This is a genomic window from Mycoplasmopsis anatis, from assembly GCF_900660655.1.
GTDB classification, from domain to species: Bacteria; Bacillota_I; Bacilli_A; order Mycoplasmatales; family Metamycoplasmataceae; genus Mycoplasmopsis; species Mycoplasmopsis anatis.
Genome location: NZ_LR215035.1, coordinates 774,002 through 791,922 on the forward strand (window position 1 = coordinate 774,002; position 17,921 = coordinate 791,922).

15 protein-coding genes and 2 pseudogenes are annotated in these 17,921 nt (G+C 27.7%); 3 read left to right on the plus strand and 14 right to left on the minus strand.

The window, feature by feature from the left end; genetic code table 4:
* Window positions 1-33 precede the first annotated feature (33 nt).
* From EXC66_RS03235 to EXC66_RS03295, 13 genes and pseudogenes are all read right to left on the minus strand, one after another.
* The gene (locus EXC66_RS03235) at window positions 34-1,242 is read right to left on the minus strand and encodes a restriction endonuclease subunit S (protein ID WP_006886562.1); all 1,209 of its coding nucleotides are present in this window, start codon (window positions 1,240-1,242) and stop codon (window positions 34-36) included.
* The gene (locus tag EXC66_RS03240) at window positions 1,235-2,812 is read right to left on the minus strand and encodes a type I restriction-modification system subunit M (RefSeq protein ID WP_006886563.1); all 1,578 of its coding nucleotides are present in this window, start codon (window positions 2,810-2,812) and stop codon (window positions 1,235-1,237) included. The genes EXC66_RS03235 and EXC66_RS03240 overlap by 8 nt, the downstream gene beginning before the upstream one ends.
* 343 nt (window positions 2,813-3,155) lie before the next feature.
* On the minus strand, window positions 3,156-4,370 hold the full coding sequence (locus EXC66_RS03245; RefSeq protein WP_112579108.1) for an IS3 family transposase: 1,215 nt from the start codon (window positions 4,368-4,370) through the stop codon (window positions 3,156-3,158).
* 78 nt (window positions 4,371-4,448) lie between these two features.
* Window positions 4,449-5,168 carry a glycerophosphodiester phosphodiesterase family protein gene (locus EXC66_RS03250; protein ID WP_006886773.1) on the minus strand — a complete coding sequence of 240 codons (720 nt, stop codon included), beginning with the start codon at window positions 5,166-5,168 and terminating at the stop codon, window positions 4,449-4,451.
* On the minus strand, window positions 5,168-6,586 hold the full coding sequence (locus EXC66_RS03255; protein ID WP_006886772.1) for an MFS transporter: 1,419 nt from the start codon (window positions 6,584-6,586) through the stop codon (window positions 5,168-5,170). Before EXC66_RS03255 ends, EXC66_RS03250 begins: the two co-directional genes overlap by 1 nt.
* Complete coding sequence (locus EXC66_RS03260; RefSeq protein ID WP_006886771.1) at window positions 6,576-7,001, minus strand: TM2 domain-containing protein; 426 nt, start codon at window positions 6,999-7,001, stop codon at window positions 6,576-6,578. Before EXC66_RS03260 ends, EXC66_RS03255 begins: the two co-directional genes overlap by 11 nt.
* A 134-nt stretch (window positions 7,002-7,135) precedes the next feature.
* The gene (locus EXC66_RS03265) at window positions 7,136-7,639 is read right to left on the minus strand and encodes a redoxin domain-containing protein (protein WP_006886770.1); all 504 of its coding nucleotides are present in this window, start codon (window positions 7,637-7,639) and stop codon (window positions 7,136-7,138) included.
* Between the two features lie 826 nt (window positions 7,640-8,465).
* A pseudogene (gene msrA / locus EXC66_RS04510) lies at window positions 8,466-8,933 on the minus strand (peptide-methionine (S)-S-oxide reductase MsrA); the annotation flags it as partial.
* A gap of 1 nt (window position 8,934) precedes the next feature.
* A complete protein-coding gene (locus EXC66_RS03275; protein WP_083815540.1) occupies window positions 8,935-9,564 on the minus strand; it encodes a thermonuclease family protein in 630 nt (209 codons plus the stop codon).
* Between the two features lie 346 nt (window positions 9,565-9,910).
* Window positions 9,911-10,623, minus strand: a pseudogene (locus EXC66_RS04575) (IS1634 family transposase); the annotation flags it as partial.
* Between the two features lie 149 nt (window positions 10,624-10,772).
* Window positions 10,773-11,267, minus strand: coding sequence for a deoxycytidylate deaminase (locus EXC66_RS03285; protein WP_006886764.1), 495 nt, complete (start codon window positions 11,265-11,267; stop codon window positions 10,773-10,775).
* Window positions 11,254-11,745: a dihydrofolate reductase gene (locus EXC66_RS03290; protein ID WP_006886763.1), complete on the minus strand. Its 492-nt coding sequence runs from the start codon at window positions 11,743-11,745 to the stop codon at window positions 11,254-11,256. The genes EXC66_RS03285 and EXC66_RS03290 overlap by 14 nt, the downstream gene beginning before the upstream one ends.
* Window positions 11,745-12,614, minus strand: coding sequence for a thymidylate synthase (locus EXC66_RS03295; protein ID WP_006886762.1), 870 nt, complete (start codon window positions 12,612-12,614; stop codon window positions 11,745-11,747). Before EXC66_RS03295 ends, EXC66_RS03290 begins: the two co-directional genes overlap by 1 nt.
* Before the next feature lie 288 nt (window positions 12,615-12,902).
* On the opposite strand from EXC66_RS03295, the gene nrdF reads away from it, so the two are divergent.
* The 3 genes from nrdF to nrdE are packed head-to-tail and all read left to right on the plus strand — an operon-like array spanning window position 12,903 to window position 16,555.
* Window positions 12,903-13,916 (plus strand): class 1b ribonucleoside-diphosphate reductase subunit beta, encoded by a 1,014-nt coding sequence (gene nrdF / locus EXC66_RS03300; protein WP_006886761.1) that lies wholly within the window; start codon window positions 12,903-12,905, stop codon window positions 13,914-13,916.
* Between the two features lie 2 nt (window positions 13,917-13,918).
* Window positions 13,919-14,362, plus strand: a complete 444-nt coding sequence (gene nrdI / locus EXC66_RS03305; RefSeq protein WP_040544520.1) for a class Ib ribonucleoside-diphosphate reductase assembly flavoprotein NrdI — start codon at window positions 13,919-13,921, stop codon at window positions 14,360-14,362.
* A 12-nt stretch (window positions 14,363-14,374) separates the two neighbouring features.
* Window positions 14,375-16,555 carry a class 1b ribonucleoside-diphosphate reductase subunit alpha gene (gene nrdE, locus EXC66_RS03310; RefSeq protein WP_006886759.1) on the plus strand — a complete coding sequence of 727 codons (2,181 nt, stop codon included), beginning with the start codon at window positions 14,375-14,377 and terminating at the stop codon, window positions 16,553-16,555.
* A 495-nt stretch (window positions 16,556-17,050) separates the two neighbouring features.
* Here nrdE and fba read toward each other — a convergent pair whose 3' ends face one another.
* On the minus strand, window positions 17,051-17,914 hold the full coding sequence (gene fba / locus EXC66_RS03315) for a class II fructose-1,6-bisphosphate aldolase (protein WP_006886758.1): 864 nt from the start codon (window positions 17,912-17,914) through the stop codon (window positions 17,051-17,053).
* Window positions 17,915-17,921: the final 7 nt, after the last annotated feature.

Consider the following 17,921-nt stretch of genomic DNA (forward strand, 5'->3'; position numbering starts at 1 on the left):
ATTTTTTATTTTTGTTAATTTTTATAAATATTTTTATGTATGAAATTTCTCCTTTCTGAATAAAAAGTAATAAAAAATGTAGAGAATAATTTCTCCACACATTTTTTCCACCACCCATAATTTATCCCTATAATACTTATATTGTGCTTGTCTTTGTTGAATTTCTTTTGGTAAAAGTCCTTTGGTATTTTCGGATAATGCAGAAAACTTATCAAGTATTTTGACAATTCTATTTTGAATATTTAGAGATGGAATTGGTATTTCTATATTTAAAATACTTTCCTTATCAATGCTATAAGGTATTGCTGTTTTATTTGAAATTGAATAAATATATTCTTGTTTACTTTTTAAAAAATAAAATAAATACTTATTCATTATTGTTTCATTTGGCAATAAAGAGTAGCAAACATCATTTGCTCAAAATTTTTCAGCTTGTCAATTCACAAAACCTGCCACACCATATTGTGCAATTGTTATGGTATTTGCTTCTCTATTTGACTTATCAAAATATCCCATTGGTTCAACTCCACCAGATATTACTGGATAAATACCATTTGAGACTAGTTCTTTTTTAATAATTCTTGTTCCTCTTTCAATAGAACAAATATCACCAAGTTTCTTCCACTTAATTTCTCGATCAACATTCATTAAATTATTTCTACAATTGGATTCTAGATAGTTTTCGCTTAATAACATATCTCTATAGTGTTGATATTGTTTATTCCGGTGCTCCAACTCGTGCTCCAACTCTTTAACATAAATGTTGAATTTATCAAGTATTTTTACAATTTTGTTTTGTGTATCTATGGAAGGAATTGGGATTTTAATTGATGAAACCATTTCAGATGTAAAAAGAGGTATTGTACCAACTATTGAGTTCTTTAAGTTAACAGAATCGTAAGTAAGATAATAATATAAAAATTTTGTCAATAATTTTTGCTCACGCTTAACATTTAAAACACCACAGTGTGTTGTAGCAGAAAATTTTTCATTTCTATAATAAAAAGTACCTGCATAGCAACCATCCGTTGTTCATGTAACATATTCACCATCAAACATATAATAATTAAGTTTGCCTATTTCTCCATTATTCGTTGTTTGAGATGAATAAACAGGATATTCACCTTTATTTTCTTCCATAATTTTTTTTGTTATTTTCATTCCTCTTTTTATATCACAGACTTCGCCTAAACTTTTTCACTCAACTTTTTCATTTTTAATCAAATCTCAAATCTTATTCATCTCCTTCTAACTCCTCAACTATTTCATCAATAGCGTTTCTTAATTCATTAATTCTTTGAACAGTTTCTTTAATTTCTTGGTTTAAAACTTTAATATCAATTTTTTCTCTAGTATCTTCTTTTTCAATGTATTTTAAAACAGATAGATCATAATCATTTTTTTCTATTTCTTCTTTATCAACATATCTAGAGAAGTATTGAATTTCTTCTCTGTTTCTAAATTCTTTAACAATGTTTTCGATGTTTTCATCACTTAGAATGTTATTATTGGTTTCTTTCTTAAATTCTTTAGATGCATCAATGAATAAAACTTTGTTTTCAGTTTTATTTTTAGACATAACTAGAATACATGTAGCAATTGAAGTACCAAAAAATAAGTTATCAGGTAGTTGAATGATACAGTCAATAAAGTTGTTATCCACTAAATATTTACAAATAGTTTTTTCAGCACCTTTACGATAGAAAATCCCTGGGAAGCAAACTATTGCTGCTCTACCTTGTGAAGAAAGATGGTGTAATGAGTGTAAAATAAACGCAAAATCAGCCTTAGATTTAGGTGCAAGTCTTCCTGCAGGAGCAAAACGTTCATCATTAATTAATGTTGGATCATCTTCACCTATTCATTTAAGAGAATAAGGAGGATTAGAAACAATAGCATCAAATGGTTTTTGGTCCATATGTAAAGGTTGAAGTAATGTGTCACCTCTTTTAATTCAAAAATCATTATAGTTTACATTATGTAAAAACATATTCATTCTTGCTAAGTTAAAGTTTGTCATATTAATTTCTTGACCGTAAAAACCTTCTTCAATAATTCCTTCACTATATTGTTTTTTCATTTGTAATAAAAGTGAACCAGAACCACAAGTAGGGTCATACACTTTATTAATTTTAGTTTTACCATCCATCACAATTCTTGCAAGAAGTTTAGAAACAGATTGAGGTGTGAAAAATTCTCCTCCAGATTTACCTGCATTACTTGCATAATTTGAAATTAAAAATTCATATGCATCACCGAAAGCGTCAATGTCATTTTCAATAAAGCTCTCAAAATTAATTTCAGCAATTCCATTTAATATTTTTTTAAGACGATCATTTTTTTCTTTTACTGTATTTCCTAATCTATTGCTCGTTATATCAATATCATCAAATAAACCTTTAATATCTTCTTCAGAATCACTTCCAACAGCACTACTTTCAATATTTTTAAATACTTTATCTAAATCCACATTTAGATTCTCGTTAGTTGTTGCATTTTTTACAACATTTGAAAATAATTGACTAGGCATAATGAAAAAACCTTTTTCAGTTACACTATCTTCCTTAAAGTTTTCAATAGCTAATTCATCACTTATATTTTTATAATCAAAATCTAAGTTTCCAGATTCATGCTCATCTTTATTAAAATATTCAGTTATATTTTCTGAAATAAAACGATAGAAAAGAATGCCCAAAACATATTGTTTAAAATCTCATCCATCTACTGAGCCACGAACTTCATCTGCTATAGCTCAAATTCTCTTATGTAGCTCAGCTCTTTGTGTTGATTGTTTTGAAATATTATTACTCATAAACTCTCCTAATTTACTATATTATTTATATTATATTTTAATAATAATATTTAACTAGTACATTACAGAAAAAACAGCTAAATCACCTAAATATTTATTTTTAAGCTTGACTAATTCATTATCTAATTGCAAGTCATATATCTTTCTAACTGTTGAGTTACTAGTAGATATCTTTCTTTAATATGACAATTACTATATCAAGACTAAATCCATTTTGATTATTAAATTTATCACATTAAACTTTCAAGTTTACAAACAATTTTATTGGTTGCATTTAATTGTTCATGAAAGAAAAAACGCAACAATTGTAAACTAGGACAACGAAAGTTGACAAAAAAATATTTTAAGACATCATTGCAAATTGCTTTGGTGTTTTTCAATTTAAATTTGATTGTATTCTTTCATTATTATAATAATTTATGAATTTTTTTATTTCATCATTTAACATTTTTAACGTTAAATTTCTTACATTCAAATCTCTAATGAATTCAGTTTTCAACACCGAGAACCAATATTCTGCTTCTCTATTATCCAGACTATTACCAATTCTTGAGTATGAAGTTCTTCCATTCAATGATTTGACTTTATCTATAAATCTTTCGTTTGTATATTGAAATCCATGGTCCGAATGAACTATAAAAGTTTTATTATTGAAATTATTTTTATTTAAATTATCCATAACTAAGTCAAGATCATTGTAAAAAGATAGTTGAAATGATTCAACTAATTTAGATCTATGATCAATAATCACAGAAAGATAAACGTGGTTTTGGATTGCATCTTTTGTAGCAGGTAAGTATGTTATATCAGTACACTTAATATTGAGATTTTGAGAATCGTTATAATCTCTTTTAACTAAGTCTTCTCCTATGTAATTAATATCTTTTATTTCTTTTGTTCTTCTACGTTTTCTTATTTCTGAATTTAAGTTGTTTTTGCTAAGAAATCTCCCTAAAGTTCTTTCATTTAATACTATATTAAAGTCATTTTGCATGATTTTTGATAATTTAGTTCTGCCTGCATTTTTATGTTTTCTTCTAGCTTCTAAAATCTCTTCTCTATATTTTTCAGGTATTGTAGAATTTCATTTTTTAGTTGAACAATCTCTTTTTCTTGTATTATAAATAGATTGTCTTGAAATCTTCAATAATTTAGAAATTTTAGTAATTGATGTTTCAGTTAATGCTTTTGATTCTTTTGTTTTTTCTCTTTTAGGCATGTCTTTAGTTATCTCAACATATCTTTTAGCAATTTCTATCAATTCTTCTCTCTTAAAATCACTTCAATCAATTTCTTGATCTTTATTTTCTTTTCTGGGTCTTCCACGTTTCTTCATCTCACTAGGATGTTTTTTGCTTGTTAAAATGTATTCCATACCTTTATTATAAACTTTTGCTCTATATTTTAATGTTCTAAAAAAAGTTCTTATCCCGTTGGCTTTTAACTTTCAGTGCCCAGAAAAATTAATATATTTTTCAAGGATTATCTTTCTAGATAATCCATTATTCCAATCATTGATGAGTTCGAATCAATGATTGGAAGATAAATGTTTTCCCATATTTCCTCCAATAAAAAAAGTTGACATTTATTTGTCAACTTTTTGTGTCCTAGTTTATTGTTGCGTATGATTTAGATATTAGAATTTATAATTACTTATTTGACTTAAAACATTTTTATCTTTTTTGAATTCTTGATATTCTTTTTCTGATTTAATTGTTCAGAGATTTAGAGGTAATTTATATGATGTAATCAAGTTTTTATCTCTTTTGTATATTTTTGTTCATGGATGTAAATAATCTACTGTATCAATAACTTCTTGCTTTTGTATAGATGTTAATTGTTTTTTTGTTCAGAAAAGGAATCCAAGTTTTCATTTGGGATTAATTTTTTTCAATTTTCTTAAGCTATTAAAATTAAATGAACTAAAAACTAATTTTTCTTCAATGTTTGGATATTGTAAACATAAATCATTGATTTTTTGCTCAATGTTTTCATATTCAATTACATCTGTTTTGATTTCAATGTTAATCATTTTAAAAGTATCAACATAAGCGTATAAGTCTAAAAATTCTTTAAGAGTTAATAATTTTTGCTTTGGTGTTTTAATTTTGAAAAATGAGCTGTAATCTAAATTTTCCATTTTTTTGTAATTTGTGGTTAAAATTTTAAATTCTTCTTTAGCTGTTCTTTTTGTATCTTCGTCATGAATTACTACTAATTCACCATCTTTGGTTTGATGAACATCCATTTCAACGCCATCAAAACCAAATAAAACTGCTGAATCAAATGCCAATTTTGTATTTTCAGGAGCAATTCCTGAATAACCTCTGTGACCTAAAATTAATTGTTTATTCATTATTTAATACCTCTTACACGTAAGAAATTAATATTGTGTTTTTTAAGAAACTTGTAATTTGAAATGTATACCGCAAATCCTGCTAATAAACCAATTAAAGAAACCACAATTGCTAAAGCAATAATAATTTGGTATCCTGTTTGTGAAACAACTCCATCCACTTTATAGTGTGTTGACACAGCTCCACCAATAGCGTAGAATCATGAATCAGAACTAAATCCTATAAAACTCATAATAGCAATAACTGCTCCACTTGAATTTTTTGGTATAACAATTTCATTTGCTTGTGTATATCTTAAAGTTACCATTATTCATGACAATACCGAAGAAAGTAAGAATAAGGTTATACATACAACTATTACTACCATTTGGTAGTTTTTATTTAACGTACTAAACGTATTTACATTAGCAAGCGATACTCCAGGAAGGAATAACGCAATAGCCACAATAAGTATACCAACAAATAAAGTTAATACAAGGAATAGAACTATTGAGTTAAGCTTATCTGAGAATTTTCCAACTCATGTACTAATAACAAATCTTAATCCATAAAGTCTTATTCCACCAATTACTGTTAATAAAACAGCAGGTGCACGTAAACTATTTGTTAACATTTGAAGGAAATAATATGTTAATGTCGATTGGAACATATACATTCCAAGAACGAATAATGATAATGCTCAAACTTTTCAGTCAGACATGGCTCTAAATAATTCTTTTGGTGAAATACCAAATTTTTCTTCAGATTTAAATTCTCTAACAAAGAATAAAATTCCAACTGAAACCGCAGCCAAAATAATGGCAAATAGATAAATGTATGTAGCAAAACTGATTGTTGAAACGCTTCCTTGTCCATATTTTTGAGCTAAGGAAGTTACAATTATTCCACCAGCAAATACAAAAACTAATCCAAAGACACCATTTAAACTTCCTTGTAATCCATAAGCAAAACCTTGATTTTTAGCATCAACCTGTTGTGAAACTAATTTTCAAAGTGGTGTTCAGAAAAATGGTGTTGAACTAATTCCTCAAATTGCGTAAATAATATAGTATTGATTTACTAATTGATCTTTTGAGAAAATACCATTATCTTTAATTAAGATCAATGTAGCATATCATACAGTCATTAAAGCGGTTAAAATACCACCAATAAAAATCAATTTTTTAGAACTAAATTTATCGGCTAAATAACCACCTGGTAATTGTGTAATCAATGTTACAATCCCAATAATTGCAGTCATATAACTTGTGTGTTGTTCTTCTACCCCTAAGTATAGGTGAATATTAGGAACAAAGTTTTTAAGATAATAAGGAGAAGCAATAACTAGAACATCGATAGCAGCAAGTAAGAATAGGGCAAATGTTCTTTTTCATCCTAAATTTTTAATTTTTACAAATATTGAATCACTACTTGTCATGTTTTAACCCCCTGAATTTGCTATCACGTGGTTTTACAATTGCGATCACTAAATCTATAATTCAAAATAATGCTCCAGTTGTAATAATTAATGGGATGAAACCATAAGCTGTAACAGGATCTAATTCAGCAATATTAGTTTTGAAAGCTACAAAAAAAGCTAATGGTGTACAAACACAAATTAAAAATGTTTTAATTACTCCTGAGATATATTTACCTAAATAAAATCTGTCAATACCGAATAAAAATCCAAAAATTGATAATATTAAATGTATTGAATATTTTTTATCTGAATCATTACTTAATAACCACTGTTCGGGTATTTCTTTTTCAACAATTTCACGTTTTTCAATTAACTTTTGATATTTTTCTATATCTGAATTAATTTCCTCTTGTTTCATTTTTTTAATAATCATTCTACCTCCAAATTTATTATATATGAAATCATTTTCATTATATGAAAAAAAACCAAAAAATGCTTTTTATGGAAATTTATGAAATGCTTTATAACTTTTTAAAATAAAAATGAGCAAATTGCTCATTATAAATATTAAAGATTTTTTAAGAAGTTTCTTAATTTATCAAAGTCAATTTGTTCACCAACTTGGTCCTTGATTTCACTATAGATAACTTTGTTTTCTTTATCAAGAACATAAATTGATCTACCTAATAATTGTAATTCATCAATTAATAAACCTGATTGTTTTGAAAAGTTTTTGGTTCTATAATCGGAATACATTTTAATTGAACCGGTTGGGTGCATTGACTTATATGAATTTAACGCTGAAGGTAAATCGACTGAAATACCAATATAGTCTAACTCAGGAAATTCAGAGGTTATTTTTGATAATTCTAAAACTTGAAAATCACACACACTTGTGTCTACTGATGGATAAGTTGTTAAAATTTTATATTTTCCTTTATTAAATTCAATATTTTCTCCAGAAAAACTTCCAGCTGGGAAAATATCATTAATCTTGTTTAGGACATCTCCTAATTTTAATTGTTCACCTGATAAGGTTACTTCTAAATTTTTAAAAAATATTTTTTTCATATTAATCCTTTCTTATAAAACTTACGAATATTTCACCAATTTTTTCAAATCCTAATGAGTAATATAATTTACCTGCATCAGGATTATCAAAGAATAAAATTGGTGTCTTATTATTTTTTATTATTCAGTTACATAAATTTATTAATGAATCTTTAGCATATCCTCTATTTCTATATTCATTAAGTGTGTAAACGCCGCCAATCATTGCTGCGTTCTCTGTTGAACAAGTAACAGCGGCATGAGAGATTATTTTGTCACATTCTCTTACTATAAATGGGACATAAAATTGCTGATCAAACTGTTTTGTCATTGTTTCAACACTTGTTTGACTCTCATCTACAGTTGCAAATTCTTTAATTTCTTTTCTTCCTTCAATAATTAATTTAATTTCTTCTCGCTCAGCGGCTCTTGAAAGTAAACCGTATTCTTTTGTTCAACTCGGTTTTTGTAAAATTAGCAATTCTTCTTTTGAATTTTTAGCACTTAAATTTAATAAATCCAATGTGTTTATGATTGTTTTTACATTTTCTTCTTGATAAATCACATTTTTTATATTATTATTTTTAATTAATTGAGCTATTTGCTTTTCACTTATTAATAGTTCTTCATCAACAAGTATTAATGTTCTTAAAAAGATGAAGGCAATTGCTTTGATACTATTATTTTTTCTAATTACATAAGTTTTTGTAGTATCGCTTAAAATCCCGAATTGTTCTATATCACCAATAACAAAGAAGTTATGATATGGTTTTTTCTTAGCTAGAGATAAAATTTCTTCAGTTTCATTTTGTTCTGCTAGCTCCAGTTTAGGTTTTTCAACATCTTGAAATTCAATGTGACAATATGCACCTTTATTTTTTTCTAAATAATCTTGGTGATACTCTTCAGCTAAAAAGTAATTTTCAAGTTTTAGCACCTCCGTTGCTAAAGGCTTATCAAATTTTTTTGAAACCTCTTGAATAACTTCTTTAATTGATTTCTCATCGTCGTTGTCTATAAAATAAATACCATTTCTATATTGAGTTCCAATATCTTCACCTTGTTTATTTAACTCTGTTGGATCTATAACTTCAAGTAATTTGTGAGTTATTTCTTTTAGTGAAATTACACTTTCATCATAAAAAATTTCTACAGCTTCAACGGCTTCGGTTTGTTGCGACTTAACTTGTTCATAACTTGGGTTATCTATTTTAGAATTTGCATATCCTACTGTTGAATTAATAATCCCTTTTATAGTGTTAAAATATGCTTGAACTCCTCAAAAACAACCTCCGCCTAAATAAATCTTTTTCATTTTATCCTTTCATAAATACATCAGTAATATTTTCAACTCAAAAGCCTAGTTCTTTAGTTTTTGCTTCACTTTCACTTAAAAGCAATTTTTTGTGATATTCTTTTTCAAAATCAGTCTTGGTGTAGTAAATACTTTTTGGATTTGAACTAATGTAATGAACTCTAGCTAATCCATTTTGTACTAATTTTAAGTTCAAATCTTCATTATTGCGTGTATAAATTACTCCTAATGTTCTTTCATATTTATCTAGTCCTAAGTCTTTTAATTTAATAATACTTTGACTATTTAAAATTAATTGTTTTAATTCATCCTTAGCTTTTGTTGCATATAAATTTTCCAATTGAGCTAAACTTTTAGAATTATTAGTACCATCTGAATAGACTTTGTAAGTTTCAGGAGTATCTATACCATAAAGTCTAACTCTAACTTGTTTACCGTCTTTAATTATCACAATAGTATCACCATCGATAACGTGGACTACAAGATATTCTTGTTTGTTTATTTCTTTGTCTGTTTTTTTATCAGTTTCAATATTATTTTTAACTTCTACATTACACGAAGCACTGCTAAAGACAATGCTTAGTGGACTTAGATACATAAAAAATAAAAAGATTTTCTTCAATTTCTTCATAACAAACCATTAATATTGTATAGTAAAAATTATCATTTTATCTAAAAAGTTAAAAAAAGAACAAAAATGAATTGTAAATAAACTTTTTTTGTAAAAATCTGAAAAAATGATTTAAAAACATAATAGAACATGCAATGATATTAAGTTTTATTATTTGAACTAAATTCGTGTATTCTATCCCTAAGCATTTGACACATAGCTTCATAATAGAATTTAACAATTTAGGCAAATTAAAGTTCTTTCCTTTAAATATTTACCTGATTCAATATAAGCAAACAATGCTTTGTGTTTCCCACTTAGTAGCATAAATAATTATCAAACACTAATTTGTTTGGTAGTTATTTATTTATTTTGTAATCTTACTAAAAGCAAATTTAATAAGATTAAAATCTTCTCAAGATTGCTCTGTAATGTTATTTTTAATCTCTAAAGTTTCAATTAATTTTCCATCAAAATATTTTTCTGTTTCTTTAACATCTCTCATAATTGAGATTATTTTTCGACAGTAAATTTATCATCTCCAGAAAGTCCTGTAAATTTGTTTATTTGATTAACTAAGAATTTGATCATCACTAGACTTAAAAATGAAAGACAAATATAACCTTTAATATGATTTCAAGTTGAAAGATACATTGGTCTAAGGGATAAATTTCCTTTAAGAACCCTAAAATTCTCTTCTGCTTGTCATTGTTTTGAATACAATGAAACTATATCACTTTCCTTTAGATCAAATCTATTTGTTTCATAAATATAGTATCCATCGTATTTTTGATCTTCCTCAATTTTTTCTATATCTAAAATATAATAAGCTTTATTTCCAATTGTCTTAAAGAATATATATATATATTTTGCTAGCTGTCATATTTTCAAGTGAAACTTGACTTTTTTGTTTGCTATTTTATTAAAATTATCAATTAATTGTTCACGATCTTTTCTGTCTTTTAACGCTCTTTTAGAACTGAATGTAATTATTTTTTTCTATAGTTTATGATGCTTTTGTCCTTTTTATAAGTTGAATAATTTCTCTGCTTTGAACAGCATTCCATTTTGATTTCTATATCACACCACAATAGTGACATAATAGTATAAATTTTAATTTTATATATAAATAAAAATCGATAATATTATCGATCTATATTAATTATTTTTATGAATTTTTGATTGCTTAGTTTATACTAGTCAAATCACTTTTCTATTTTCTAATTACTTTATCCTTTATAGTTATTATCACCTACATTTACCAAAACACTAGTATCAACATCAATTTTTCTAGTTTTGATGCCAGCTATTTTTAATATTTTTCTAGCTATTCAACCATCTTCAGTATTATGATACTTATCTTGTTCGTAAATAACTTCAATTATTCCAGATTGAGCTAATGTTTTTGCACAACTTGAACATGGAAATAAGGTAGTATAAATTAAGCAATTTTCAAACTTTTGATATGCATTTAATATGGCATTCATCTCAGCGTGAACAACATAAGGGTATTTAGTTTCCTTAGGCGAAATCCCTTCACGGTTTCAAGGAAATTCATCATCTAACCCTTTTGGCATACCGTTATAACCTAACGCTACAACTCTTTTTTCGTTATTAATGATGCAAGCCCCTACCTTTGTTGAAGGATCTTTAGAACGCATTGCTGACACTTTAGCTAGTGCCATGAAGTATCCATCTCAATTTAGAACATTATCTTTTTTCATAAAAATGCTCCTTATTTATTTTTTTATATATTTCAACGTCAAAAAATTCATGTGACTCTACTTTGTCTAAATAATAATTACTTAAATCTAAATTTAAATAAACATTACCGTCATATTCATTGTGAATCCTTGAAATAATTAATTCATCAGCTCAATCAAAATATTTTTCGTAAATTGTCTTACCGCCAGCAATAAATAATACTTCATCGCTATTTTTAAATCTATTAAATAATTCGATTAATTCTTCTTCATTATGGATTGTTAAATCAGAATTTTCGATGTCATTCTCAGATAAAACAATGTTTTTTCTACCATTTAATTTCTTAAGCAAACCAAGAAATGTATTTTTCCCAAACAGTAATGAGTGACCAATAGTTGTTCTCTTAAAATGTTGAAATTCTTCCTTTATATGTCACGGCATCTGATTGCCTTTGCCGATTAAATTATTTTTGTCTAAAGCAACAATTAATTTAATCATTAAACCGCAACCTTACCTTTAATTTTTTCATGAGATTTATAATTAACTAATTCAATATCTTCGAACTTGAAATCGAAGATATTTTTAATGTTAGGATTTAGTTTTACAATAGGTAATTCTAGTGGTTCTCTAGACAATTGAGTGTCAACTTGTTCGAAATGATTTAGGTAAATATGTGCATCACCAATAGTATGAACAAACTCTCCGACTTTTAAATCACACACTTGGGCAATCATCATTAATAATAATGAATAAGAAGCAATATTGAAAGGAACGCCTAAAAATAAATCTGCACTTCTTTGGTAAAGTTGTAATGACAATTCTTTATTTTCATTAACATAAAATTGGAAAAATGCATGACATGGTGGAAGTGCCATATCTTTAACTTCAGATGGATTTCAAGCACTAACTATTAGACGTCTTGAGAATGGTTTTACTTTAATTTCATTTATTAATTCTGTAATTTGATCAACCCCATTAAAATCTCTTCATTGCTTACCATACACCGGTCCTAAATTTCCGTATTTGTCTGCAAAACAGTCATTTTCTTTAATTTTTTTGACAAACTCTTCAAATGTCTCACCACCGAAATCTTTTGATTTTTTATAATTTTCGTATGGTCATTCATTTCAAATATTAACATTATTTCTTACTAAATATTTAATATTTGTATCACCACTTAAAAATCATAATAACTCATGAACAATAGCTTTTCAAGCCATTTTCTTTGTCGTTAATAAGGGAAATCCATCACGTAAATCATAACGAGTTTGTGTACCAAAAATACTAATTGTACCTACTCCTGTACGATCAGATTTTCTTAAAGCGTTTGTTTTTACATTTCTTAATAATTCCAAATATTGTTTCATTTTATCCACCTTTTCTACGTTTATTGTACATAAAAACTATAAAACATTTTTCAATTTTTTTGTTTTCATACTTTTTCCATATGGAATAATTTTTTTCATATCTTACATTTTTGAAAGATGGTAAAAACGTAATTAAATTATTATTTTTTTTAACTTTTTAAAGGGTTAAGCTTTGACAACTTTTGTGTTCAAAAGTCATGAAAATAAAAAATTATTTTTTTCTCATTTTGAGTTAGTTTGTTTGGTATACAATAATAACAAAATCACACAACGAAAGGGACAAATTTTATGAATAATGAGTACTACAAAAAATCAAATAACCCTCTTAATTTTGTTAAAAATGGTCAAACTGGACCACTAAGAGCAGTTAATTGAAACGTAATTAATGATGAAAAAGACTTAGAAGTTTGAACAAGAGTAACACAAAACTTCTGATTACCAGAAAAGATTCCTGTATCAAATGACTTAAAGTCTTGAAATCAAATGGACAAAAAATGACAACAACTAGTAACCAGAACGTTTACTGGTTTAACACTACTTGATACAATTCAAGCTACATTGGGAGATACCGCACAAATTCCTAATGCATTAACTGACCATGAACAAGTTATATATGCCAATTTTGCATTTATGGTTGGTGTTCATGCACGTAGTTATGGAACTATATTTTCAACACTAAATACCTCTGAAGAAATCGAAGAGGCACATGAATGAGTAATTAATAATGAGAAATTACAAGCAAGAGCAAAATTTCTTATTCCATTTTACACATCTGATGATCCATTAAAGTCTAAAATCGCAGCGGCTTTAATGCCTGGATTCTTACTTTATGGAGGATTTTACTTACCTTTTTATCTTTCAGCTAGAGCTCAATTACCTAATACTAGCGATATTATAAGACTTATTTTAAGAGATAAAGTTTTACACAATTATTATTCTGGTTATAAATATCGTAAAAAAGTTGAAAAACTTTCACCAGAAAAACAACAAGAATACAAAAAGTTCGTTTACGACACATTATTTAAATTAATTGAATTGGAAGAAGAATTCCTAAGAGATTTATATGATGGTTTTGGACTTGCTGATGAAGCTATTGCATTTAGTCTTTACAACGCAGGTAAATTTTTACAAAATTGCGGATATGACTCTCCATTTACACCTGAAGAAACAAAAATTTCACCAGAAGTTTTTGCACAATTATCTGCTAGAGCAGACGAAAACCATGACTTCTTCTCAGGCAATGGAAGTTCATATGTTATGGGTGTAACTGAAGAAACAGAAGATGAAGATTGAGAGTTTTAATTATGGAAAAAGAACAAGTATTAAGTAACAAAATACCTACAGGTGAAATGCATGTTGTGTATTTTTCTTCAACATCAGAAAACACTAAAAAGTTTTGTGATAAACTAGGTATCACTGCAACTAGAATACCTATGGATATGGAAGAATCCATTAATATTAATCGAGATTATGTTTTAATTTCACCTACATATTCAGGTGGATTAGGTGACTTTAAGGGTAGCGTGCCTAGACAAGTTATAAAATTCTTAAACAATGAAAACAATAGAAAACATTGTGTTGCTGTAATAGGTAGCGGAAATACAAATTTTGGTGATACTTATGCGTTGGCTGGATTTGTATTATCTAAAAAACTTGAAGTTCCTTTATTACACATTTTTGAACTTTTAGGAACACAACACGATGTAGAAGTTGTTAGAGAAAAAATCAAAAAATTATGAAATAAATAAGAAGGGAAAATAATGGCTAACAATACAAAATTCTTTAAAGAAGCAGATGAGTACTTGGCGTTTAATGCTTTAACAAAATTAAATGAGGGTAAAGACTCTGCGAAAAATGATCAAATAGCAGTTGAAAAATACATGGAAATTCATGTAAAGCCTAAAACAAGAAAATTTAATAACGTTCACGAGAGAATGAAATACTTAGTCGATAATGACTATTATGAAGCAGAAATAGTTAATCAAGTAACTAAAGAACAACTTGAAGAGTTATACAAAATTATTGCTGAATTCGACCATCATTTCCCTTCTTTTATGGGTGCCGTAAAGTTTTATAATGCATATTGTTTAAAATCCTTTGATGGAAAAGAATATTTAGAAGATTATTCTGAACGTGTTTTAATGAATGCTTTATTTTTGGGTTATGGTAATTTTGATGATATAAAAAATATATTAGTAGAAATTTTAAGTGGACGTTTTCAACCTGCCACACCTACATTCTTAAATGCTGGTAAAAAACAACGTGGAGAATTTGTTTCATGTTATCTCTTAAGAGTTGAAGATAATATGGAATCTATAGCTCGTGGAATTTCAACATCACTTCAATTGTCAAAACGTGGGGGTGGAGTTGCATTATGTTTAACAAATTTACGTGAATTTGGTGCTCCTATCAAGAATATTGAAAATCAAGCAACTGGTGTTATTCCAGTTATGAAGATTTTGGAAGACTCATTCTCATACTCTAATCAACTTGGCCAAAGACAAGGTGTGGGAGCGGTTTATTTAAATGTTCACCACCCTGATATTCTTTCGTACTTAGATACAAAGAGAGAAAACGCCGACGAAAAAATAAGAATTAAGTCATTAGCTATGGGAGTTGTTATACCTGATATCACATTTGAGCTAGCAAAAAAGAATGAACAAATGGCTTTATTCTCACCATACGATGTTGCGAAAGTTTACGGAAAAACAATGGCTGATATTTCAATAACTAAAGAATATTACAATATGTTAAATAACGATAAGATTCGTAAAACTTTCATTTCAGCAAGAAAACTATTCCAAACAATTGCAGAATTACATTTTGAATCTGGATATCCATATCTACTATTTGATGATACAGTAAATGATAGAAATCCAAATCAAGGACGTATAGTTATGTCTAATTTATGCTCTGAGATCGTTCAATCATCATCTGAAACAACTTATGATGTAGATTTAACTGTTCAAAAACTCGGTGAAGATATTTGTTGTAATCTAGGTTCATTGAACATTGATAAAATGATGAATTCTGGAGAGCATTTTGAAAATTCTATCTATTATTCAATTAAGTCATTAGACCACGTTTCAAGAACATCAGACTTAAGTTGTGCTCCTTCTATACAAAATGGTAACAAAAATAATAATGCATTAGGCTTAGGAGCAATGAATCTACATGGATTTTTAGCTACAAATCACATTTACTACGATTCTCCAGAAGCGCTTGACTTCACAAATATATTCTTTTATATAGTAGCCTACTATTCATTCAAGTCATCTAATAGATTAGCTAAAGAATATGGGAAAACATACAAAAACTTCTCTACTTCTAAATATGCTGATGGATCATATTTTGATAAATATACTAAATGTCCAATCGATGAATATGTTCCAAAAACAGATAGAATTAAAGAAATTTTTAAAGATAAAAATATTTATATACCAACACAAAATGACTGAATTAATTTAACTGAAGAAATTAAAAAATATGGACTTGCAAACGCTCATTTATTAGCTATAGCACCAACAGGTTCAATATCATATCTATCATCATGTACACCTTCACTTCAACCTGTCGTATCGCCAGTTGAAGTTCGTAAGGAAGGTAAAATTGGAAGAGTTTACTCAACTGCATACAAACTTGATGAAGATAACTACAAATATTATAAAGATGGTGCTTATGAACTAGGTCCTAACCCTTATATTGATATTGTTGCCCAAGCGCAAAAGCATATTGATCAAGCTATTTCATTAACTTTATTTATGAATGATACAGCAACAACAAGAGATCTAAATAAAGCATACATAAGAGCTTACAAATCAAAATGTGCTTCAATTTACTATGTTCGTATTCGCCAAAATGTGCTTGAAGGTTCGGAAAATATTGATTGATCTGAAGATCAAAAACTCAAAAACATGGAATGTGAAGCTTGCAAAATTTAACAAAACAAAAAGGAAAGTTATCTCACTCTCCTTTTTTTAATTATTCTGACTTTCCAAGTTGTAAGTAGAAACATTAAATTAACCAATTATTTTTGCTAATTTAGTGCTTTTTGTAAAATTTACATAAGAATTTTACATATACTTAGTTATAAATTTTTGAGTGTAGTAAGAAATGTGTGGAGAAATTATTCTCTACGTTTTTTTACACTACCTTAATTTATTTCTGCATCATTCTGTAACTCAATTTTCTCACTCAGTTGACGAATTTATTCGCTAAGTAATTCATCTATACTTCAACTCTTATTAATTTTATAACTTTTTCCATCACCAGCACTTATCCAAATACTAATGTGGCAAGTAACATTTTTTATTTTTAATTACAAGAGATTTTTCTTTTTTTATAATTTATATTATCTCTTATTTTTCACATTAAGTAGGTAGTGTGTAAAAATCTGAAAAAATGATTAAAAAAACAGGCTAGTGCCTGTAATGATATTAAGCTTTATTATTTGAACCAAATTCGTGGATTTTGTCTCTAACTGTTTGACACATAGCTTCATAACCAGATTTTAACAATTTACGTGGATCAAAGTTCTTTCCTTTAAGATCTTCACCAGATTCAATATATGCACGTAATGCTTTGTGGTTTGCTTGTTGTAATTCAGTGTTAACATTAATTTTTGTGACACCTTCACTAATAGCTCTTTTAATTTGGTCAGTTGGAATACCACTTCCACCATGTAAAACAATTCCAATTCCAGCAGCTTTTGAAATTTCTTGTAAAGTTTCAAAACTTAAAGATTTTCATGATGCTGGGTATGGCCCATGAATGTTTCCAATACCGGCTGCTAAAACATCAATTCCTAATGCTGCCATTTCTTTAGCTTGCTTTGGATCAGCTAATTCACCATTTCCAACAATACCATCTTCTTCACCACCGATTGTACCGATTTCAGCTTCAACTGACATGTTGTGTTTTTTAGCTAATTCAACTAATTCTTTAGTTTTAGCGTAGTTTTCTTCATATGGTAAGTGTGAACCGTCAAACATTAATGAGGTATAACCGGCTTCAACAGCTTTTTTAGCACCTTCATATGAACCATGGTCTAAGTGTAAAGCAACAGGAACAGTAATTTTTAAATCTTCAACAAGTCCTTTAACCATTCCAACAACTACATTAAATCCACCCATGTATTTTAATGCACCTTCACTTGTTGCGACAATAACAGGAGATTTTTCAGCTTCAGCTGTTAATAAAACCGCTTTTGCTCATTCAAGGTTATTAATGTTAATGTGAGGAATTGCGTATTTACCTTCCTTAGCTTTTTTAAGCATTTCTTTTGCGTTAACTAATGCCATAAATATT